The organism is Pseudomonas sp. Nvir (assembly GCF_963778085.1).
Lineage (GTDB): Bacteria > Pseudomonadota > Gammaproteobacteria > Pseudomonadales > Pseudomonadaceae > Aquipseudomonas > Aquipseudomonas juntendi.
In genome coordinates, this window is sequence record NZ_OY970405.1 from 5,787,343 (window position 1) to 5,806,655 (window position 19,313).

Annotated in this window: 20 protein-coding genes; 10 read left to right on the plus strand and 10 right to left on the minus strand. The window is 62.3% G+C overall.

Annotated elements, in window-relative coordinates:
- Nucleotides 1–82: 82 nt before the first annotated feature.
- Both AACG97_RS27580 and AACG97_RS27585 read right to left on the minus strand, forming a co-directional pair.
- Nucleotides 83–1,081 carry a phosphate ABC transporter substrate-binding protein PstS gene (locus AACG97_RS27580; protein ID WP_009684506.1) on the minus strand — a complete coding sequence of 333 codons (999 nt, stop codon included), beginning with the start codon at nt 1,079–1,081 and terminating at the stop codon, nt 83–85.
- A 141-nt stretch (nt 1,082–1,222) separates the two neighbouring features.
- The gene (locus AACG97_RS27585) at nt 1,223–2,512 is read right to left on the minus strand and encodes an MFS transporter (protein ID WP_009684505.1); all 1,290 of its coding nucleotides are present in this window, start codon (nt 2,510–2,512) and stop codon (nt 1,223–1,225) included.
- A gap of 361 nt (nt 2,513–2,873) precedes the next feature.
- Here AACG97_RS27585 and AACG97_RS27590 point away from each other — a divergent pair, with 361 nt between their 5' ends.
- Nucleotides 2,874–3,272, plus strand: a complete 399-nt coding sequence (locus tag AACG97_RS27590; protein ID WP_003253317.1) for an acyl-CoA thioesterase — start codon at nt 2,874–2,876, stop codon at nt 3,270–3,272.
- 71 nt (nt 3,273–3,343) lie between these two features.
- Nucleotides 3,344–4,240, plus strand: a complete 897-nt coding sequence (locus tag AACG97_RS27595) for a D-hexose-6-phosphate mutarotase (RefSeq protein WP_197885538.1) — start codon at nt 3,344–3,346, stop codon at nt 4,238–4,240.
- A 333-nt stretch (nt 4,241–4,573) separates the two neighbouring features.
- On the opposite strand, the gene AACG97_RS27600 is transcribed toward AACG97_RS27595, so the two are convergent.
- The 4 genes from AACG97_RS27600 to purE all read right to left on the minus strand — a co-directional run bounded on the left by AACG97_RS27600 (nt 4,574) and on the right by purE (nt 7,082).
- Entirely contained in the window at nt 4,574–5,107 is a 534-nt protein-coding gene (locus tag AACG97_RS27600; RefSeq protein WP_197885539.1) for a DUF3299 domain-containing protein, read from the minus strand.
- A gap of 48 nt (nt 5,108–5,155) precedes the next feature.
- Nucleotides 5,156–5,401, minus strand: coding sequence for a GlsB/YeaQ/YmgE family stress response membrane protein (locus tag AACG97_RS27605; RefSeq protein ID WP_009684502.1), 246 nt, complete (start codon nt 5,399–5,401; stop codon nt 5,156–5,158).
- A 96-nt stretch (nt 5,402–5,497) separates the two neighbouring features.
- Nucleotides 5,498–6,580 (minus strand): 5-(carboxyamino)imidazole ribonucleotide synthase, encoded by a 1,083-nt coding sequence (locus AACG97_RS27610; protein ID WP_115295133.1) that lies wholly within the window; start codon nt 6,578–6,580, stop codon nt 5,498–5,500.
- A 10-nt stretch (nt 6,581–6,590) separates the two neighbouring features.
- Nucleotides 6,591–7,082, minus strand: coding sequence for a 5-(carboxyamino)imidazole ribonucleotide mutase (purE, locus tag AACG97_RS27615; RefSeq protein WP_009684500.1), 492 nt, complete (start codon nt 7,080–7,082; stop codon nt 6,591–6,593).
- Nucleotides 7,083–7,351: 269 nt separating this feature from the next.
- Here purE and AACG97_RS27620 point away from each other — a divergent pair, with 269 nt between their 5' ends.
- On the plus strand, nt 7,352–7,969 hold the full coding sequence (locus tag AACG97_RS27620) for a hypothetical protein (RefSeq protein ID WP_009684499.1): 618 nt from the start codon (nt 7,352–7,354) through the stop codon (nt 7,967–7,969).
- Nucleotides 7,970–7,975: 6 nt separating this feature from the next.
- On the opposite strand, the gene AACG97_RS27625 is transcribed toward AACG97_RS27620, so the two are convergent.
- Complete coding sequence (locus tag AACG97_RS27625) at nt 7,976–8,881, minus strand: LysR substrate-binding domain-containing protein (RefSeq protein WP_161891645.1); 906 nt, start codon at nt 8,879–8,881, stop codon at nt 7,976–7,978.
- Nucleotides 8,882–9,063: 182 nt separating this feature from the next.
- Here AACG97_RS27625 and aspA point away from each other — a divergent pair, with 182 nt between their 5' ends.
- From aspA to AACG97_RS27645, 4 genes are all read left to right on the plus strand, one after another.
- Complete coding sequence (aspA, locus tag AACG97_RS27630) at nt 9,064–10,488, plus strand: aspartate ammonia-lyase (RefSeq protein WP_029886441.1); 1,425 nt, start codon at nt 9,064–9,066, stop codon at nt 10,486–10,488.
- A gap of 234 nt (nt 10,489–10,722) precedes the next feature.
- The gene (locus AACG97_RS27635; RefSeq protein WP_047149778.1) at nt 10,723–11,715 is read left to right on the plus strand and encodes an AraC family transcriptional regulator; all 993 of its coding nucleotides are present in this window, start codon (nt 10,723–10,725) and stop codon (nt 11,713–11,715) included.
- Between the two features lie 163 nt (nt 11,716–11,878).
- Nucleotides 11,879–12,922 carry a histone deacetylase family protein gene (locus tag AACG97_RS27640; RefSeq protein WP_125854438.1) on the plus strand — a complete coding sequence of 348 codons (1,044 nt, stop codon included), beginning with the start codon at nt 11,879–11,881 and terminating at the stop codon, nt 12,920–12,922.
- The gene (locus AACG97_RS27645; RefSeq protein WP_125854439.1) at nt 12,922–14,025 is read left to right on the plus strand and encodes a polyamine ABC transporter substrate-binding protein; all 1,104 of its coding nucleotides are present in this window, start codon (nt 12,922–12,924) and stop codon (nt 14,023–14,025) included. The genes AACG97_RS27640 and AACG97_RS27645 overlap by 1 nt, the downstream gene beginning before the upstream one ends.
- A 122-nt stretch (nt 14,026–14,147) precedes the next feature.
- Here AACG97_RS27645 and pdxR read toward each other — a convergent pair whose 3' ends face one another.
- Entirely contained in the window at nt 14,148–15,680 is a 1,533-nt protein-coding gene (pdxR, locus tag AACG97_RS27650; protein ID WP_197884901.1) for a MocR-like pyridoxine biosynthesis transcription factor PdxR, read from the minus strand.
- A gap of 90 nt (nt 15,681–15,770) precedes the next feature.
- Between pdxR and AACG97_RS27655 the strand changes: the two genes are divergently transcribed.
- Genes AACG97_RS27655 through AACG97_RS27665 form a run of 3 tightly spaced genes read left to right on the plus strand, consistent with a single transcriptional unit; the run spans nt 15,771 to nt 17,536 of the window.
- On the plus strand, nt 15,771–16,400 hold the full coding sequence (locus AACG97_RS27655; RefSeq protein WP_197884902.1) for an FMN-binding negative transcriptional regulator: 630 nt from the start codon (nt 15,771–15,773) through the stop codon (nt 16,398–16,400).
- 12 nt (nt 16,401–16,412) lie between these two features.
- Nucleotides 16,413–16,859 carry a GNAT family N-acetyltransferase gene (locus tag AACG97_RS27660; protein WP_054913820.1) on the plus strand — a complete coding sequence of 149 codons (447 nt, stop codon included), beginning with the start codon at nt 16,413–16,415 and terminating at the stop codon, nt 16,857–16,859.
- A 5-nt stretch (nt 16,860–16,864) separates the two neighbouring features.
- The gene (locus AACG97_RS27665; protein ID WP_197884903.1) at nt 16,865–17,536 is read left to right on the plus strand and encodes a GNAT family N-acetyltransferase; all 672 of its coding nucleotides are present in this window, start codon (nt 16,865–16,867) and stop codon (nt 17,534–17,536) included.
- Nucleotides 17,537–17,584: 48 nt separating this feature from the next.
- Here AACG97_RS27665 and AACG97_RS27670 read toward each other — a convergent pair whose 3' ends face one another.
- Nucleotides 17,585–17,863, minus strand: coding sequence for a helix-turn-helix domain-containing protein (locus tag AACG97_RS27670; protein WP_197884904.1), 279 nt, complete (start codon nt 17,861–17,863; stop codon nt 17,585–17,587).
- Nucleotides 17,860–19,185: a type II toxin-antitoxin system HipA family toxin gene (locus AACG97_RS27675; protein ID WP_197884905.1), complete on the minus strand. Its 1,326-nt coding sequence runs from the start codon at nt 19,183–19,185 to the stop codon at nt 17,860–17,862. The genes AACG97_RS27670 and AACG97_RS27675 overlap by 4 nt, the downstream gene beginning before the upstream one ends.
- Between the last annotated feature and the right edge of the window lie 128 nt (nt 19,186–19,313).

Below are 19,313 nucleotides of genomic sequence, written 5' to 3' on the forward strand. Positions count from 1 at the left end.
GCCCGCCGCACAGGTTACCTGGCTTCGGGCCGGGAATTCGTGGAAGAGGCCGGGCAGTGGTACCGGCCTCCCCTGCAATTACTTACTGCTTGGCAACGCTACCGGCATGCGACAGGCCCAAATCTGCCAGGGTCTTGTCGACGACCTTGGCCGGCAGCGGGATGTAGCCGTCCTTGACCACCACCTGCTGCCCAGCCTGCGACAGCACCAGCTTGACGAACTCGGCTTCCAGCGGCGCCAGTGGCTTGTTCGGCGCCTTGTTCACGTACACGTACAGGAAGCGCGACAGTGGGTAGGTGCCGTTCAGGGCGTTGGCTTCGTTGTCTTCAACGAACGCGCTGCCTTCTTTCTTGGCCAGGGCTACGGTCTTGACGCTGGCTGTCTTGTAGCCGATGCCCGAGTAACCGATGCCGTTGAGCGAAGAGCTGATCGACTGCACGACCGAAGCCGAACCGGGTTGTTCGTTGACATTAGGCTTGAAGTCGCCTTTGCACAGGGCCTCTTCTTTGAAGTAGCCATAGGTGCCGGAAACCGAGTTGCGGCCGAACAGCTGGATCGGCTTGTTGGCCAGGTCGCCGGTCACACCTACATCACCCCAGGTCTTGACCTCGGCCTTGCCCCCACACAAGCGGGTCGAGGAGAAGATGGCATCGACCTGCGCCATGGTCAGGCCCTTGATCGGGTTGTCCTTGTGCACGAACACGGCCAGGGCGTCGACGGCAACCGGGATGGCGGTCGGTTTGTAGCCGTACTTCTGCTCGAAGGCTTGCAGCTCGACGTCCTTCATCTTGCGGCTCATCGGGCCGAGGTTGGCAGTGCCTTCGGTCAGCGCAGGTGGCGCAGTGGAGGAACCCGCCGCCTGGATCTGGATGTTTACGTTCGGATATTCCTTCTTGTAGGCCTCGGCCCACAGCGTCATCAGGTTGGCCAGGGTGTCGGAACCAACGCTGGAGAGGTTGCCCGAAACACCGGTGGTCTTGGTGTACGTCGGGATCGCAGGATCGACAGCGGCCACCGCGTTGGCGGTTGCAACGCCAGCGGCGGCGAACGTGAGGGCCGCCATCAAACGCTTCAGTTTCATGCCTTGCTCCTAGCAGGAATATTGGGGTGCTGGATGGAACGGGCCCCAGTATCGGCAGGCCGCATGAACACGATATGACCTAATTGTGACAAATGGATTAAAGGCCATCATTTGTAGGGCCGCGCCAACCGCCAGCGCAGCTCAGCGTTTGTTGGCGAGCAGATAAACCCCTACGCCCAGCCCGACGGCACACAACCCCGCCACATAGTAGGCCGGCGCCATGGGGCTGATCTTGAGCAGCGCCGTTACCACCATCGGCGTCAGCCCGCCAAAGATCGCGTAGGCCACGTTGTACGAGAACGACAACCCACTGAAGCGCACCACCGCCGGGAACGCCTTGACCATCACATAAGGCACCGCGCCGATCACCCCCACGCACAGGCCGGTTACCGCGTACAGCGGGAACAGCAATTCGGGCCGGGTTGGCAAGCTATGGTAGAAGCTCCAGGAGGTTATCAGCAGCAACAGGCTACCAATCACGAACACTCGGCCCGCGCCAAATCGGTCCGCCAGGCTGCCAGCGCTGATGCAGCCGAAGCTGAGCAGCACGATGGCCAGGCTGTTGGCCTTGAGCGAGTCGGTGGGGCTGATGTGGTAGATGCTCTGCAACAGCGCCGGGGTCATCAGGATGAGCACGACGATGGCCGCCGACAGCATCCAGGTCAGCAGCATCGACAAGATGATCGCGCCACGATGGTCGCGCAGCACTGCACGCAGCGGGAGCTCTTCTGCCAGGGCCTTGCGCTGCTGCATCTCGGCGAATACCGGCGTTTCGTGCAGCCAGCGGCGCAGGTAGACCGAGAACAGGCCGAACACACCACCCAGCAGGAAGGGGATGCGCCAGGCGTAATCCGCGACTTCTGCAGGGCTGTAGACCGTGTTGATCAGCGTGGCGACCAGCGACCCCAGCAGAATGCCCGAAGTCAGGCCGGCCGTGAGGGTGCCGCAGGCGTAACCGGTGTTACGCGCCGGTACGTGCTCGGAAACGAACACCCAGGCGCCCGGCACTTCCCCTCCGATCGCAGCGCCCTGGATAACCCGCATCAGCAGCAGCAGGATCGGTGCCCACATGCCGATCTGGGCATACGTTGGCAGCAGACCCATGATCAGCGTCGGCAGGGCCATCATGAAAATGCTCAGGGTGAACATCTTCTTGCGCCCGAGCAGGTCGCCAAAGTGGGCCATGATGATGCCGCCCAGCGGCCGCGCCAGGTAACCGGCCGCGAAGATGCCAAAGGTTTGCATCAGGCGCAGCCACTCGGGCATGTCGGCCGGGAAGAACAGCTTGCCGACCACCGTGGCGAAGAACACGAAGATGATGAAGTCGTAGAACTCCAGCGCCCCGCCTAGTGCGGACAGTGAGAGGGTCTTGTAGTCACTGCGGGTCAGCGGCCGCGAGGGCTGCTCGATACTGCTCGGCACGGAAGTCATCGCTGGTTGTTCTCTTTATAGGGCATGCAGGCCGCTGGGCGCGCGGCTTCTGGATTGGGAGACCAGCGAAGATAGCAAATTGCCGAGGCGTGCTGATAGCGCTACAAAAACCCTACAGATATTCACGAATGTGCGGTCGTCGCTGGCCGTTATGCTCTATATACTGGCAACTCGTAGGAAAAGGTTGCGCCTAACGTGGGATGTTGTGCGAAAACGCCGGTCTTTATTGTCAGGCGGTTTCGCAGAGTTTCCCTACGGCCGCCCAGTGAAACGAAATCGGCGTAGTATGTTTCAAGCTGAATCGTTTACCCGGCCCTTGCGCCACACCAACGAAAGCGTCACGGGTCAGAGGCCCCATCGCATGATTGAGCTCGAACAAGAAGATCCTATCCCGCAGGGCGACCTGGCCTTGCAGATCACTGCACTCCCGCGCGAGACCAATGGGTTTGGCGACATCTTCGGCGGCTGGCTGGTCGCCCAGATGGACCTGGCCGGCACTGCCATGGCCAGCCGTGTCGCCGGTGGCCGGGTAGCCACCGTGGCCATCGACCGCATGGCGTTCCTCGTGCCGGTCGCCGTGGGCGCGCAGCTGTCTTTCTATACCCAGACCCTGGAAATCGGCCGTAGCTCGATCCAGATGATGGTCGAAGTGTGGAGCGACGACCCGCTGTCCAGCGAATGGCGCAAGGTCACCGAGGCGGTATTCGTCTTCGTCGCCATCGACGGCAGCGGCCGCACGCGCTCGGTCCCTCGTCGCTGAGCCTTGCCGGCGGTAAACTCATTGCAGGTGCCCGGGTCCAAGGCCCACTGGCAATCAATGAGACAAGTGCAATGGCAACCTTCCAGGTCGTAACCGAGCAACATGGCGAACTGAACTGCTGGCGTATCAGCAGCGACCGCGCCGAACTCCTGATCGCCCAACAGGGCGCACAGATCCTCAGCTACCAGCGGGTGGGCGAGCCGCCACTGCTGTGGCTGAGCGACCAGGCCATCTTCGGCAAGGGCAAGTCGGTGCGCGCCGGGGTACCCGTGTGCTGGCCGTGGTTCGGCAACCTGCAGCGTAACCCCCAGGCTGTGCAGGCCATGTACAACGGTGCGCAGGCGCCTGCCCACGGCCTTGCGCGCGCCCGAGACTGGCAATTGCTGGGTATCGAGGAAGTCGGCCAGCAACTGCAGATCGAATTCGCGCTGCCAGAAGCGCAGGGTCAACTGCCCGACTGGCCGCATTCAGTCGAACTGAAACTGGTGATAGCGCTTGGCGAGGACCTGAAACTGAACCTCACCAGTCGCAACGTGGGCACTGCACCCGTCACCATCAGCCAAGCCCTGCACAGCTACTTTGCGGTCAGTGACGTGCGCCAGGCCCAGGTCGAAGGGGTGGAGGGGCTGAGTTACATCGAAACCTTGGCTGACTGGCAGCAGCGCCAGCAGCAGGGGCCGCTCACGTTCATCGGGGAGACTGACCGGATCTACCTCGGCGCCCCGCAAACGCTGAGCATTGTCGACCCGCACTGGAACCGGCGGATAACCCTGACCAGCAGTGGCTCGCGTTCGGCGGTTATCTGGAACCCCTGGACCGAACGGGCCAGGGAGCTGCCGGACATGGCCGATGAGGGTTGGCAACGGATGCTATGCATCGAGACGGCGAATGTGTGGGATGACCTGGTGGAGTTGAAGCCTGGGGCCAGTCATTCGCTGGGCGTGGTGCTGGCTAGCGAAGCGCTTTGAGTACCCGGGACCGCTGCGCGGTCCTTTCGCGACACAAGGCCGCTTGTGTCTTGAGAGGGGATTAGAATCTGCAGTGAGAGCGGTGAATGACAAGCTGAATGCCGCAGGTGCCTAGAGCACGAGCAGGAGCAGAAGCTGTCATTCACCGCTCCACTTGTGGGAGCGGGCGTGCCCGCGAACACCGGCGCAGCCGGTGCCAGACACCGCGTCGCCTGCTTCGCGGGCAAGCCCGCTCCCACAATGAATCGCGCAGGCTCTTCAAATTTTGGGCAAGACAGTTGCTGTTACTGGCGATCGAGAGCCGTTGCAGGTGCGGCCTTGTGTGGCGAGGTCTCAGAGGTCGGCGTCTTCCACCACCTTCACCTTTGCGGCATCCAGCGCATAGGCGGCATCGGCCAGATCATTGCTGACCTTCTCCACCTTCAAATTGCCGGTGACCCACAGCGGGGTGTAGATGTCATCGATCTTCAGGCCTTTCGGGTAGCGCACCAGCACCAGCTGATTGGGCGGCGGAGGCGGTACGTGGATGCACGCGCCCGGGTACGGCACCAGGAAGAACAACGTGCTGTTACCCTTGGCATCGCTTTCCAGCGGTACCGGGTAACCGCCCAGGCGGATGTCCTTGCCATTCATGGCTGGCACGGTCTTGGTGGAATACATCACCGCCGGCAGACCCTTGCTCTGCTTGAGGCCGCCCTTGTCGGTGAAGGTACCCATGGCTTCCGGCGAGTTATGGTCGATTTCGGGCATCTGCTCGAGCGCCTTCTGGTCCGACTTGGGCATCAGCTCCAGCCAGTCGGTTTCAGGCAGTTCGGCATGGGCCAGGGTGCTGGCCAACAGCAGGGGCAGGAGAAAAAAGGCACGCATGACAATGCTCGGCAACTCGATGGAATTGCCGAGCATTCTAACCGGTATTCAGCGTTTCTTGATGAACCCGTAGATCACCAGAAGGACAATGGCACCGACCAGCGCGCCGAAGAAGCCCGCCGCCTGCCCAGCCTGGTAAATGCCCAGCGCCTGGCCGCCATAGGTGGCCAACAGCGAACCGGCAATACCCAGCAGGATGGTCATGATCCAGCCCATGCTGTCGTCGCCTGGTTTGATGAAGCGGGCCAGCAGGCCGACGATGAGGCCGATGAAGATGGTTCCGATGATGCCCATGGCAATCCCTCTGCAGTGAAAATGGAACAAGCCAAAGCCTAGACAGCGCTTCGACTTGTTGCCATTTCAGAGGGCAAGCCGCTGGTAGAAGTTCGATCAGTTGCTGATCAGGGCCTCTACCTCGGCAATCTTGTGCTCGAGGGTAGCCATGTCGTGGCAGCGCAGGGTGGCGTGGCCAACCTTGCGGCCGGCCTTGAAAGCCTTGCCGTAGTGGTGCAGGTGGCAGCCATCGATGGCGATCACCTTGTCCACGGCAGGCACTTCACCGATGAAGTTGAGCATCGCACTCTCGCCCACCTTGGCGGTGGAGCCCAGCGGCAGGCCGGCCACCGCGCGCAGGTGGTTCTCGAACTGGCTGCATTCGGCACCTTCGATGGTCCAGTGCCCGGAGTTGTGCACGCGCGGGGCGATTTCGTTGGCCTTCAGGCCACCGTCGACTTCGAAGAACTCGAACGCCATCACGCCCACGTACTCCAGCTTTTGCAGTACACGGCCTACATAGTCTTCAGCCAAAGCCTGCAGCGGGTGTGCCTGGCTGGCCACCGACAGGCGCAGGATGCCGCTCTCGTGGGTGTTGTGCACCAGCGGGTAGAAGCGGGTTTCGCCATCACGGGACCGGACGGCCACCAGCGAGACTTCGCCGGTAAAGGGTACAAAGCCTTCCAGCAGGCAGGGCACGCTGCCCAGTTCGGCGAAGGTATCAACCACGTCTTCAGGCGTGCGCAGCACCTTCTGGCCCTTGCCGTCGTAACCCAGGGTACGGGTTTTAAGCACGGCTGGCAGGCCGATGCTGGCGACTGCGGCGTCCAGGTCGGCTTGCGAGAGGATGTCGGCGAAAGCCGGGGTAGGAATACCCAGGTCGCGGAACATGCTCTTCTCGAACAAGCGGTCACGGGCGATGCGCAGCGCTTCGGCGCTGGGGTAGACCGGTACGAACTGCGAGAGGAAGGCCACGGTTTCGGCCGGGACACTCTCGAACTCGAAGGTCACCAGGTCAACTTCGTCAGCCAACTGGCGCAGGTGCTCCTGATCGCCGTAATCGGCCCGCAGGTGCTCGCCCAGAGGCGCAGCGCAAGCATCCGGCGCCGGGTCGAGGAAAGCGAAATTCATGCCCAGCGGGGTACCCGCCAAGGCCAGCATGCGGCCCAGCTGGCCGCCACCGATTACACCGATCTTCATGGGTTGAGCCTCAAGCCTGGCGCGGGTCTGGGTTGTCCAGCACGGTGTCGGTCTGTTCCGTGCGGAATTGCTTCAGCGCAGCGTGGAATTGCGGGTATTTGGCACCCAGGATGCTGGCCGACAACAGCGCCGCATTCACTGCACCGGCACGGCCGATGGCCAGGGTGGCAACCGGTACGCCGGCTGGCATCTGCACGATCGACAGCAGCGAGTCGACGCCCGAGAGCATCGACGACTGCACCGGCACGCCCAGCACCGGCAGGTGGGTCTTGGCGGCGCACATGCCCGGCAGGTGGGCAGCGCCACCAGCACCCGCGATGATCACCTCGATGCCCCGGCCCTCGGCCTCTTCGGCGTACTGGAACAGCAGATCCGGGGTGCGGTGGGCGGACACCACCTTCACTTCGTAGGGAATGCCGAGTTTTTCCAGCATATCGGCGGTGTGGCTAAGGGTGGACCAATCGGACTTGGAGCCCATGATCACGCCAACCAGTGCACTCATCGTCGAGCCTCTCCTGCAAGCGCCTTCTGGCGCGCTATAAAGCAACAAGCCACGCGGGTAGGCCGGCGTGGCTTGTCATACGGATTCTAATCGGCCCGGTGGCCGAAGGCGCGGGATTGTAGCGTACTTGCAGGCGGGCCGCCCACCCCTGCAAGCACATGACAGATAAAAGGGCAAGCTGTCTCGCGGGACAACTTTTTCCGGCTGCGATGCGTAACGGCAGTTGCAAGAGGATTGAACACCCCTGTTCAAACTTCTTGGAGAAAAAGATGGCCAGACCATTTTTCACCTCACTGCTGTTTTGCATGACGATGGCCCTTCAGGCCTCCCCCACATGGGCTGCGAGAACCTTGGTGGTTACTATCTATCCGCACGATGAACTAGCCGATGTGAGCGACAAACAGATCGATAAAGACTACGTGCAGCCGTGGCTGGAAGAAATGCGCAGAATCAGCAATCACTCAATTGAGGTCATCTTCAAGCGTGATGTTGCAGGCATTACCGATATTCCTTATCGCCAGATGCCTCCAGAAGATACCCACAGGGTCTTCAGCGCTGCAGCGCATCCACAGTTCAGGTGGCAGAAATCGATTTTGCTGACGCGCGATAGTTTCGGCCTCAACAGCGAAGGCGCAGAACACCTTGGCCTGGCCAAATTGGGCTATGCCCACGCGATCGCCTCAATGACCAGCTATGGCACCCTGGGGCATGAACTGGGTCACTTGATGAACGCCACTCACGAGGCAGCAGAGTTACGCTACAACCCATGGCCATGCGAGACCTTTGTCTATCCGGCCCGCTTCTCGCTTCGGGCCAATTGCTACCGCTACAGCGACCAGAACAGAGCGGCCATCGCCAATCACCTTGATCACGCGCTTCGTAACTGAAGAGGCTCACTCCGGCGCAGGCGTATTTTCCAGCTTGCGCCAAAGTAGCCGCACATTGGCCTTGCGCACCAGCGCGCAGCGGTACAGGCGGATTTCCAGTGGTACGTGCCACTGGCTGCCTCCGCAGATCGCCAACTCACCGCGTTCCAGCTCGCCCCGCATCGAAAGCCGGGGCACCCAGGCAATGCCCATGCCTTCCAGCGCCATGCTCTTCAGGCTGTCTGCCATGGCGGTTTCGTAGACGGTGGTATACCGCACATTGCGCTGGCGCAGCAGCAGGTTGACCGACCGCCCGAGGAAGGCCCCGGCGGTATAAGCCAGCAGTGGCACGCTACTTTCACCTTCCAGGTCGAACATGGGCCTGCCGTCGGCGCCCACCGCGCATACCGGCACCATTTCGGTATTGCCCATGTGCAGCGACGGGAAAATCTCGGCATCCATCTGCAAGGCGGCGTCTGGGTCGTAGAACGCCAGCATCAGGTCGCAACCGCCCTCGCGCAGTGCATGCACGGCATCCCCCACGTTAGTCGCAACCAGGCGGGTGGCGATATTCAGGCCGTCATTACGCAGCTGCGCTACCCAACGCGGGAAAAAGCCCGACGCCAACGAGTGCGCTGCAGCCACCTGAATCACCTCCCCCTGTCCACCTTCCAGGTGATGCAAGTGGCGGAGAATTTCGCCCAACTGGTCGACAACCGTGCGCGCCGTAACCAGAAACAGCTGCCCGGCCTCGGTCAGCTCTATCGGCGTGCGGGAACGGTTGACCAGTTGCAGGCCCAACGCCGCCTCAAGGCTGCGGATACGCCGGCTGAAGGCCGGTTGTGTGACGAAGCGCCGCTCTGCCGCCTGGGAAAAACTGCGGGTGGCGGCCAGCGCACTGAAATCTTCCAGCCATTTGCTTTCAAGGTTCACGAAGCACATCTCCCGTCGTGCACCAAAATGGAACACGCTCGAATTTCGATTGGCGTCACATGAATCACTATGCCGTTTGTGCATAGGTTAGCGTGCAACAGCATTGGCCGCAAAATCCCCTTAAGGCCTAGGATTGGCGCCATTCCGGCATGTGCCGGGTCAACATCGAGATGATATACATCATGTCCGCTGCTGCATCGTTCCGCGTCGAAAAAGATCTGTTGGGCACCCTGGAAGTACCTGCCGATGCTTACTACGGCATCCAGACCCTGCGCGCTGCCAACAACTTCCACCTCTCCGGTGTTCCGCTGTCGCACTACCCGAAACTGGTAGTGGGCCTGGCGATGGTCAAGCAGGCTGCTGCCGACGCCAACCGTGAGCTGGGGCACCTGAGCGATGCCAAGCATGCTGCCATCAGCGCCGCCTGCGGCCGCCTGATCAAGGGCGACTACCACGAGCAGTTCGTGGTCGACATGATCCAGGGTGGCGCCGGTACGTCCACCAACATGAACGCGAACGAAGTCATCGCCAACATCGCGCTGGAGGCCATGGGCCACCAGAAGGGTGAGTACCAGTACCTGCACCCGAACAACGATGTGAACATGGCGCAGTCGACCAACGACGCCTACCCGACGGCCATTCGCCTGGGCCTGCTGCTGGGTCACGACGCCCTGCTGGCCAGCCTCGAAAGCCTGATCCAGGCATTCGCCGCCAAAGGCAAGGAATTCGACCACGTACTGAAGATGGGCCGCACCCAGCTGCAGGACGCCGTGCCGATGACCCTGGGCCAGGAATTCCGTGCCTTCGCCACCACCATGACCGAAGACCTGCAGCGCCTGCGCTCGCTGGCGCCGGAGCTGCTGACCGAAATCAACTTGGGCGGTACCGCCATCGGCACCGGCATCAACGCCGACCCTGGCTACCAGGCCCTGGCCGTACAACGCCTGGCAATCATCAGCGGCCAGCCGCTGGTACCGGCTGCCGACCTGATCGAAGCCACCTCCGACATGGGTGCCTTCGTGCTGTTCTCCGGCATGCTCAAGCGCACCGCGGTCAAGCTGTCGAAAATCTGCAACGACCTGCGCCTGCTGTCCAGCGGCCCACGCACCGGCATCAACGAAATCAACCTGCCAGCGCGTCAGCCAGGCAGTTCGATCATGCCAGGCAAGGTCAACCCGGTGATCCCGGAAGCCGTCAACCAAGTCGCCTTCGCCATCATGGGCAACGACCTGGCCCTGACCGTTGCTGCCGAAGGTGGCCAGCTGCAGCTGAACGTCATGGAGCCGCTGATCGCCTACAAGATCTTCGACTCGATCCGCCTGCTGCAACGCGCCATGGACATGCTGCGCGAGCACTGCATCGTCGGCATCACCGCCAACGAGCAGCGCTGCCGTGAGCTGGTCGAACACTCGATCGGCCTGGTCACCGCCCTGAACCCATACATCGGCTACGAAAACGCCACCCGTATCGCCCGCGTTGCCCTGGAAACCGGCCGCGGCGTGCTGGAACTGGTGCGTGAAGAGAAGCTGCTGGACGAAGCGATGCTCAACGACATCCTGCGTCCGGAAAACATGATCGCGCCACGCCTGGTTCCGCTGAAGGCGTAACCGGCTGCTGCACACTGTCTCACCAGGTTAAGGGACTAGACACCTCTCAACCTTTCCAAGCCCGGGCTTATGCACCGGGCTTTTTTTTGCCTGCTGGCTTGCGCAGGCGCGTGCCCTGCCTACACCGGTAGACGTGGGAGCGGCCTGGCGCCGCAAAGGGGCTGCACTGCGGCCTTTGAATATCGGCACACAACTTGCTCCATAATGTGTTCCAGGCCCACGGGATTACCCAGCATGCTGCACAGCCACCTGACCACCCTCAACGCGGTTTCGCTGATACTCAACGTCTTCCAGGCAGACGGTGCTGAGGCTTCGGCGCTGCTCGCCGGTAGCGGCATTGGCCCGGCAGACCTGGGGCACGCCGACGCGCGCATCACCACACAGCAGGAACTGCAAGTGTGTGCCAACGCCGTGGCCCGGCGCGAAGACATCGGCCTGGAGCTGGGCCAGCGCATGCATGTGTCGTGCTATGGCATGCTCGGTTACGCCCTGCTCTCCAGTGCCACTTTGGGTGACGCCCTGCGCCTGGCGCTTCAGTATCCGGCACTGCTGGGAACAGTCTTCTCGCTGCGCTTGCGCGACGATGGCCAACGCGTCTGGTTCAGCGCCAGCGAGTACCACGACAACCCGGCATTGAGCGCTTTCAATGCCGAGTTCTGCCTGGTTTCGCTGAAAGTCATCTGTGACGACCTGCTTGGCCGCCCATTGCCGCTGCTGGAGGCACGCTTCGAGCACCCTCGGCCTGACTACCATGCACGCTATGCCGGTGCGTTCCAGTGCCCAGTGGTGTTTGCGGCGCAAGACAATGCCTTTGCCTTCGAGCGGCGCTGGCTGGATACGCCGCTGCCGTTGGCTGACCCGATCACCCACAAAGCCATGAGCGAACGCTGCCGGCGCCTGAACCTGGAATTCACGGGTCGCCAGGCCTGGCTGGGGCGGATTCGCCAGTTGCTTACGCAACAACTGGACGCCGCGCCAGGGCTGGACGGGCTGGCACGGCAGATGAACTGCTCGTCGCGCACGTTGCGCCGGCATTTGCAGGCGCTGGGTAGCAGTTACCAGCAGTTGCTGGACGAACTGCGGTTCGAGCGGGCCAAGCAGTTGCTGGCCGATGAGCAGATGCCAATCTACCGCATTGCCGAAACCCTGGGGTTCAGCGAAACGGCCAGTTTCCGGCATGCCTTTCAGCGTTGGAGTGGTGTAGCGCCCAGCCATTTCCGCGGCTGACCTGTGCTGGCTGCTTCGCGGGCTCGCCCGCGAAGCAGCCAGCACAGGAAAACCCGGCCATAGAGCTTGGCCACATCGATCCCCTTTTGGCCAGTTGCGTCGTTCTCCGCCACTGGCCCACCGCTGAAAATGGCCCCACGCCAGTCCCTACCGGAGAACAACAATGCTGACGATCTATTCCGATGATCACCGCCTGCACCATGGCCGCTGCGAGCTGATCGACGGCAAGCTGATGCCGTGTTTCGAAATGCCCTCGCGCGCTGACCATGTGCTCGACCAGGTCAAAAAACGCAACCTCGGTGACGTCCAGGGCCCTACCGACTTCGGCCGCGCGCCCTTGCTGCGCATCCACAGCGCCGACTACCTGGACTTTTTCGAAGGCGCCTGGGCGCGCTGGGCGGCGCTGGGCCAGGAAGGCGACCTGCTGCCGTTCACCTGGCCTGCACGCACCTTGCGCCAGGTAAAACCTACCGGCCTGCACGGCGAGTTGGGCTATTACAGCTTCGATGCCGGTGCGCCGATCACCGCCGGCACCTGGCAGGCGGCCTACAGTGCCGCCCAGGTCGCCCTCACCGCCCAGGCAGCGATCCAGCAAGGCGCGCATAGCGCCTTTGCCCTGTGCCGCCCACCAGGGCACCACGCCGCCGGCGAAGTGATGGGTGGCTACTGCTACCTGAACAACGCCGCCATCGCCGCCCAGGCATTCCTCGACCAGGGTCGGCGCAAGGTTGCCATCCTCGATGTCGACTACCACCACGGCAATGGCACCCAGGACATCTTCTACCGCCGCAACGATGTGTTCTTCGCTTCGATCCACGGCGACCCGCAAGACGAATTCCCGTTCTTTCTCGGCTATGCCGACGAAACCGGCGAAGGCGCCGGCGAGGGCTGCAACATCAACTATCCGCTGCCCGCCGGCAGCGACTGGTCTGCCTGGAGCGCTGCCCTGGAAGAGGCTTGCCAGCGCATCGCCAGCTATGATGCCGACGTACTGGTGGTCTCCCTGGGTGTGGACACCTTCAAGGATGACCCGATCTCGCAATTCAAGCTGGACAGCCCCGACTACCTGGAAATGGGCAAGCGTATCGGCCAGCTTGGCAAGCCGACCCTGTTCGTGATGGAAGGCGGCTACGCTGTGGAAGAAATTGGTATCAACGCAGTCAATGTGCTGGAAGGTTTCCAGCGCGCCCAGCCAGGAGCCCGGTAATGGCCCGACTCAAGCGTCTGCTCGCCCCGTTCATCGCTGCCACCCTGTTCACCGGTGCCCTGCAGGCGCACGCCGAGCAGCGCACCCTGCGTGTGTATAACTGGTTCGACTACATCACCCCGCAGACCTTGACCGATTTCCAGAAGGACAGCGGCGTCAAGCTGATCTACGACATCTTCGACACCAACGAAGCGCTGGAGGCCAAATTGCTCACCGGCAACTCCGGCTATGACGTGGTGGTGCCGTCCAACGTATTCCTCGCCAAGCAGATCGAGGCCGGGGTGTTCCAGCCGCTGGATCGCAGCAAGCTGCCGAACTGGCAACACCTGGACCCTGCGCTGATGAAGCTGATCGAGGCCAACGACCCAGGCAACAAGTTTGCCGTGCCCTATATGTATGGCACCGTGCTGATCGGCTTCAACCCGGCCAAGGTCAAGGCCGCGCTCGGCGATAACGCGCCGGTGGACAGCTGGGACCTGATCTTCAAGGAAGAGAACATCGCCAAGCTCAAGCAGTGCGGGGTAGCGCTGCTCGACTCGCCGTCGGAGATCCTGCCGCTGGCCCTGCAGTACCTCGGCCTGCCACCGAACAGCGATAAGCCGGCCGACTACAAGAAGGCCGAAGCGCTGATGCTGAAGATTCGCCCGTACATCACCTACTTCCACTCCTCGAAGTACATGGCTGACATGGCCAATGGGGATATCTGCGTGGCGGTGGGTTACAGCGGCAGCTTCTCGCAGGCTGCCAACCGCGCCCGCGAAGCGAAAAATGGTGTGACGGTCGACATGCGCCTGCCGAAGGAAGGCGCGCCGATCTGGTTCGACATGCTGGCGATTCCGAAGAATGCCGCCAACCCGGCAGACGCCCATGCATTCATCAACTACCTGCTGCGGCCCGAGGTGATTGCGCCGATCAGCGATTTTGTCGGCTACCCGAACCCCAACAAGGATGCCACCGACAAGGTGAGCCCTGCGATTCGCAACAACCCCAACCTGTACCCGACGGCGGAGGCGATGGCCAAGCTTTACACGCTCAAGCCGTTGCAGCGCGATGCGGAGCGGGCGCGAACCCGGGCCTGGACGCGGATCAAGTCGGGGACCTGACGCAGTTGGGGCTGCCTTGCAGCCCTTCGCGGGTGAACCCGCTACTACAGGATATGCGCCGCACCTGAGACCACCCGGCCATACCTGTGGGGGCGGGTTTACCCGCGAAGAGGCAGGCAGCCTCAACCCTTGCGCCACGCCTTGCGCAATTTCATCAATGCCGCGGCAATCTCACCCTCCGGGACTGCGGCAAACCCCAGCACCAGACCTGCACGCTTATCCACAGGCACTTCGCTGTCGGCCAGCCAGAAATTGCTCAATGCTGCCACTTCAACGCCGACCGCCTCTGCCTTGGCCACCAGCGCCTGTTCACGCGCAAAGTTATCCACAGACACCTTTACGTGCAGCCCAGCAGCCACTTCGGGCATGCTGCCCAGCCCGGCAATATCCACAGGCCAGCCGGCCTTGAGCACATTGCGCCGGCTCAACGCCGCTTTGCGCATGCGGCGAATATGCCGCTGGAAATGCCCACGGGCCATGAACTCGGCCATCACACACTGGCTGCTGACCTCCGAATGCCGTACTGCCAACGCCTTACCCTGGCTGAAGGCCTGTGCCAACTGCGCCGGCAATACCAGGTAACCCAAGCGCAGCGCCGGGAAGGCGATCTTGCCGAAGGTGCCCACGTACAACACACGGCCGGCCCGGTCGAGTGCAGCCAGCGGGGCCAGGGGCGCGCCACTGTAACGGTACTCGCCATCGTAGTCGTCCTCGATGATCCAGCCATCGTTGCGTTCTGCCCAGCCCAGCAACGCCAGGCGCCGGGGCAGGCTCATGGTTACCCCGGTCGGGTACTGATGGGCGGGCGTGACATAGGCCAACCGGCAACCCGGCAACCGGCCCAACCGTGCGCACTCCATACCCTCTTCATCCACCGGCACGCCGGCGACCTCAGCACCCGCCATTGAAAAGGCGTGCGCCGCCGCCCGGTAGCCCGGGTTTTCCACAGCCACCCGGTCGCCGGGCTGCAACAGCAACTGTGCACAAAGGCTTATGGCCTGCTGCGCGCCACTGGTGATCACTATTTGCTCAGCGGTACAGGTCAACCCCCGCGAGCGCCGCAAGTAGGCAGCGATCAACTCGCGCAGTGCCGGTTCACCCGCTGGGTCGCCATAACCCAGCTGTGCAGGCGCAGGGTTACGCCAGAAACCCGCTTGCAGCTTGGCCCAAACGTCGAAGGGGAACAGATCGAAGGCAGGTATCCCCAAACGAAAAGCCCGCGGCGCGCCCTGTTTGGGGGGCGGCAGATGGTGATTTTTCAGGCGCTGCAAAGGCTCGCTCCAGCTGTGCTGGCTGGATAAATCCTCAGTATTTTCCTGGCCAAATGTGGATAAACCTGTTGATAACCCCCGGTATAACCCTGTGGACAGTTGTGTGGATAGTTTCGGCAGCCGGGTTACGTAGGTGCCGTCACCGACTCGGCTTTCGATATAGCCCTCCGCGTACAACTGGTCATACGCGCGCACCACGCTGTTGCGCGACAGCCCCAGCACGGCTGCCAGGTCGCGGGTGGCAGGCAGCCGTGTGCCGCTGCACAGCCGCCCGTCCAGCACCCGCTCGCGTAGCGCCTGGTAAAGCTGCTGGCTCAACCCGCGACGGCGATCGAGCGAAATCCCGGCCGGGTCGAAAGGCAGGATGAGGGGCTTTTCGTGCATGGCATTGGACCTATGAAAACAGGCAGTAATGGCTCTTACCCAGAACCATTAGCCTGCCTAGGATGGGACCATTCGACAAGGACTCAGGCCATGTACAACAGTAAGCCACACCAGGAACACGACCTCGCCCGGCTGCAGCGGCACATGCTCGACACGCGTCTGGCCGTGCTGGTCAGCCATGGCGAGCAGGGCCTGCTGGCCACCCACTTGCCGGTGCTGCTCGACCCCGCAGAAGGCGAGTTCGGCACCGTGTATGCCCACTTGGCCAGGGCCAACCGGCAGTGGCAGGACCTGGCGCGGGGGGCCGAAGCGCTGCTGGTGTTTCCCGGGGCCGATGCCTATGTCAGCCCCGGCTACTACCCGAGCAAGGCCGAGAACCCCAAGGTGGTGCCAACCTGGAATTACCTGGCCGTGCACGCCTATGGGGTAGCCGACGTGATCCACGACGCCGAGCCATTGCTGGCGATTGTCAGCCGGCTCACCGACCGCCATGAGCACGGCCGCAGTGAGCCGTGGCAGGTGAGCGATGCGCCCGCCGACTACATCGACGGCATGCTCCGCGCCATTGTTGGCATTCGCCTGCCGATCCAGCGGTTGCAAGGCGCGCGCAAGCTGAGCCAGAACCGCGCTGAGCAGGACATTGCCGGCGTGCGCGAAAGCCTGAGCGCCAGCCCCGATCACCTGGACAATCAACTTGCCGCGCACATGCGCCTTCTGTGAAGGACTAGCCCAATGCCCAGCGTTACCCTGCGCCCCGTCACTGCTCAAGATCACGCCGCCTGGCATGCCTTGTGGCAGGCCTACCTGCACTTCTACGAAACCGAACTGGCCGATGACGTCAGCCTCAGTACCTGGCAGCGCCTGCTCGACCCCAACGAGCCAACCCATTCGGCCCTGGCTTGGGTGGATGGCACGGCCGTGGGCATGGTCAACTTCATCTACCACCGCTCGAACTGGAGCATCGAAAATGCCTGCTACCTGCAGGACCTTTACGTGCACAGCGCACAGCGGGGCCTGGGCATCGGCCGCCAGCTGATCGAACATGTCTATGCTGCAGCCAAGGCCGACAACTGCAACAAGGTGCACTGGCTGACCCACGAAACCAACGCCACCGCCATCAGCCTGTACGAGCAGGTTGCCGAGCGCCCGGGCTTCATCCAATTCCGCAAAGGGTTGTAGGCCACATGACTGACGCACTGCACTGGAAACCCGCCGCATCCCCCAAGGCCGAGCCCATCGACGGGCGCTTCATCCGCCTGGAAAAACTCGACCCGGTGCGCCACGGCGACGACCTTTGGGCTGCCCTGCAAGGCCCGGGCGCCGACCCGGTACTGTGGGACTACCTGCCCTACGGCCCGTTTACCGAACGCGCTGCCTTCGACCGCTGGCTGCAAGGTAACGCCGCCGGCCACGACCCGCTGTATTTCACCGTGATCGACCGCGCCAGCGGCAAGGCTCAGGGCATCCTCAGCCTGATGTCGATCGTGCCTGATCATGGCCGCATCGAGATCGGCCACATCGCCTTCGGCGCGCCCATGCAGCGCACACCCAGGAGTACCGAGGCCGTCTACCTGCTGGCCAAGCTGAGCTTCGCACTCGGGAACCGCCGCCTGGAATGGAAGTGCAATAACGCCAATGCCCGCTCCAAGCGTGCAGCGCAGCGGTTCGGGTTCGTCTTCGAAGGGGTGTTCCGCAAGCACCTGGTGGTGAAGGACCACAACCGTGATACGGCGTGGTACTCGATTACCGATGATGAGTGGCCGCAGGTGGCGGCTGGCTTCGAGCGGTGGTTGAGTGCCGAGAACCAGCGCCCGCAAGGGCAGGCACGAACGCTTGAAGCCTGCCGCAGGAACTGACCTGCACCACCGGTCACGGGCTCACGGGCCTATGATCGGTGCAGTGGCTTACCTGATCAGACTCGCGCGCCTGACAACCCCCATCTGCAAGCCAAATGGCTTGAACACGGCGTTCAACGAGTTCAGCGTGGGGTTACCACCGCCCTGCTCGATCTGGATCAGCGTACGCACGGAAATCTTGCACATGCGTGCAAACTGAGTCTGCTGCATCTTCGCCACCTCCACACGCAGCCGCCGCACGGCAGCACCCAGCTCAAGACTGCCGTTGGCGATCCCTTCGCATACTCCTTCGATCAGTAGCCCACGGGCATCGATGGAAACCGTCATGCCAACCCCCATTCAACGATCCGGCGCTCAAGCCTGCCCAGCGCAATTGCCGGGTGATTCATCACCGCATCAGGCAGCCCCAGGGCGGACAAGATATCCGGCAATGCCAACAGGTGCCGGGCATCCCACCGCAGACGCTCAAAAGCTTCGCCCGGGTCGACAAATTCGGCCAGTGCAGCACAGGCAGCCTGCCAGTCGATATCGCCAGCCCGCTCTATCGAGGCTGGCCACTTCGTCGTTCGCGTTATCCCTTCCCGATCCATCACCATCGGTGCAAGGTCGTAGATCGGTGCGAGGCGCACGGTGTCACGGGTACGGATGATCGCAGTGTTACGCCCGTGGTTATCGGCATTACCCAGGATCTTGTTGATCAGGTCGCGCCGCAGATAATCGGCAACCAGGTCAGGCAGCTGCCTCCCCTGCCCGGCCAGTTTCCACACCACGGCAAGCGCCTCAATCGCCTCCAGGTGCCCCATTCGGCTGCCAGGCTCGGTCACGCCACACAGGGAGTACATCGACTCCACGGCAAAGCGTTGCACACCCTGCGCGCAAACCTGCCGGTCGAAGCGTTCCAGCCACAGGCTGGGCTTGGTGCCTTCTTCCAGCGCCATGTATTCAGTGGCCACCGTTTCGATGCCAAGCTGCTGCAACGCCTTGTAGTAGAGATACTCGGCCCGCAGTATCTGCTGATCATCAGCCAGTGCCTGGTTCCTGGCGAACTTGATGAACCAGTGACGCCGGGCACGTTCATCCGCCAGCACCGCGTCGGGATACAACAGGCCGTTTTCTGCCTCGGTCATCAACAGCTTTGGCGCCTCCCCACCGGCGCCTGTCGCGCCACCGATGGCCGCACCTCGCTCATAGGCGTATTCGAGAAACCGTTGATCGCGGGTGATCACATCCTGACGGGCAAACCCGATGGGGTCGGCATAATCCAGTAGCTCAGCCGACTCCTTGATGCGCAGGTTGCCGATTGGCGCCGGAGTGGACCGCCCCAGGAGAAACAGGTCATCCCCCATGCCTTCTGGTTTCTCACGGCCGATATGCCGGAGCAGGAAGCGCTTGGCGGCACCGGCGGGCGCGATGTCGTAAAGGAACGCGGGAGCATGCTGCAGACGATGAGAACCAAAATCCACCGGCAGCCTCGCGGTTGCCGCCTGGCAGAACAGGCTGTCGTATGCCTCCAGATGGGTTTTGACGTACTCGGAGGTATAGCCGAACTCGCAGGGGCTGGAGAGGCCCTTTTCAGGCTCGACAAAGGCGATGGCAACAGCATCATGCCACTGCGCCTGATCATGGAGTTGAAGCGTGAGTCTGTACATGGTGCACCTGCAATTTACCGCATGCGGACAACCGACTCGGTCGATGAATCTGCATCATAGTGCAGATTCCCTGATGTTTCAGTGTGAATTCTGCAATTTAATGCAGATATGGACCAAGATTCACGCTA

Excerpts from the sequence above, each read along its gene's own strand:
- AACG97_RS27580 (WP_009684506.1), bottom strand. The coding sequence starts at position 1,081 with ATGAAACTGAAGCGTTTGATGGCGGCCCTCACGTTCGCCGCCGCTGGC.
- AACG97_RS27585 (WP_009684505.1), bottom strand. The coding sequence starts at position 2,512 with ATGACTTCCGTGCCGAGCAGTATCGAGCAGCCCTCGCGGCCGCTGACC.
- AACG97_RS27590 (WP_003253317.1), top strand. The coding sequence starts at position 2,874 with ATGATTGAGCTCGAACAAGAAGATCCTATCCCGCAGGGCGACCTGGCC.
- AACG97_RS27595 (WP_197885538.1), top strand. The coding sequence starts at position 3,344 with ATGGCAACCTTCCAGGTCGTAACCGAGCAACATGGCGAACTGAACTGC.
- AACG97_RS27600 (WP_197885539.1), bottom strand. The coding sequence starts at position 5,107 with ATGCGTGCCTTTTTTCTCCTGCCCCTGCTGTTGGCCAGCACCCTGGCC.
- AACG97_RS27605 (WP_009684502.1), bottom strand. The coding sequence starts at position 5,401 with ATGGGCATCATCGGAACCATCTTCATCGGCCTCATCGTCGGCCTGCTG.
- AACG97_RS27610 (WP_115295133.1), bottom strand. The coding sequence starts at position 6,580 with ATGAAGATCGGTGTAATCGGTGGCGGCCAGCTGGGCCGCATGCTGGCC.
- purE (WP_009684500.1), bottom strand. The coding sequence starts at position 7,082 with ATGAGTGCACTGGTTGGCGTGATCATGGGCTCCAAGTCCGATTGGTCC.
- AACG97_RS27620 (WP_009684499.1), top strand. The coding sequence starts at position 7,352 with ATGGCCAGACCATTTTTCACCTCACTGCTGTTTTGCATGACGATGGCC.
- aspA (WP_029886441.1), top strand. The coding sequence starts at position 9,064 with ATGTCCGCTGCTGCATCGTTCCGCGTCGAAAAAGATCTGTTGGGCACC.
- AACG97_RS27635 (WP_047149778.1), top strand. The coding sequence starts at position 10,723 with ATGCTGCACAGCCACCTGACCACCCTCAACGCGGTTTCGCTGATACTC.
- AACG97_RS27640 (WP_125854438.1), top strand. The coding sequence starts at position 11,879 with ATGCTGACGATCTATTCCGATGATCACCGCCTGCACCATGGCCGCTGC.
- AACG97_RS27645 (WP_125854439.1), top strand. The coding sequence starts at position 12,922 with ATGGCCCGACTCAAGCGTCTGCTCGCCCCGTTCATCGCTGCCACCCTG.
- pdxR (WP_197884901.1), bottom strand. The coding sequence starts at position 15,680 with ATGCACGAAAAGCCCCTCATCCTGCCTTTCGACCCGGCCGGGATTTCG.
- AACG97_RS27655 (WP_197884902.1), top strand. The coding sequence starts at position 15,771 with ATGTACAACAGTAAGCCACACCAGGAACACGACCTCGCCCGGCTGCAG.
- AACG97_RS27660 (WP_054913820.1), top strand. The coding sequence starts at position 16,413 with ATGCCCAGCGTTACCCTGCGCCCCGTCACTGCTCAAGATCACGCCGCC.
- AACG97_RS27665 (WP_197884903.1), top strand. The coding sequence starts at position 16,865 with ATGACTGACGCACTGCACTGGAAACCCGCCGCATCCCCCAAGGCCGAG.
- AACG97_RS27670 (WP_197884904.1), bottom strand. The coding sequence starts at position 17,863 with ATGACGGTTTCCATCGATGCCCGTGGGCTACTGATCGAAGGAGTATGC.
- AACG97_RS27675 (WP_197884905.1), bottom strand. The coding sequence starts at position 19,185 with ATGTACAGACTCACGCTTCAACTCCATGATCAGGCGCAGTGGCATGAT.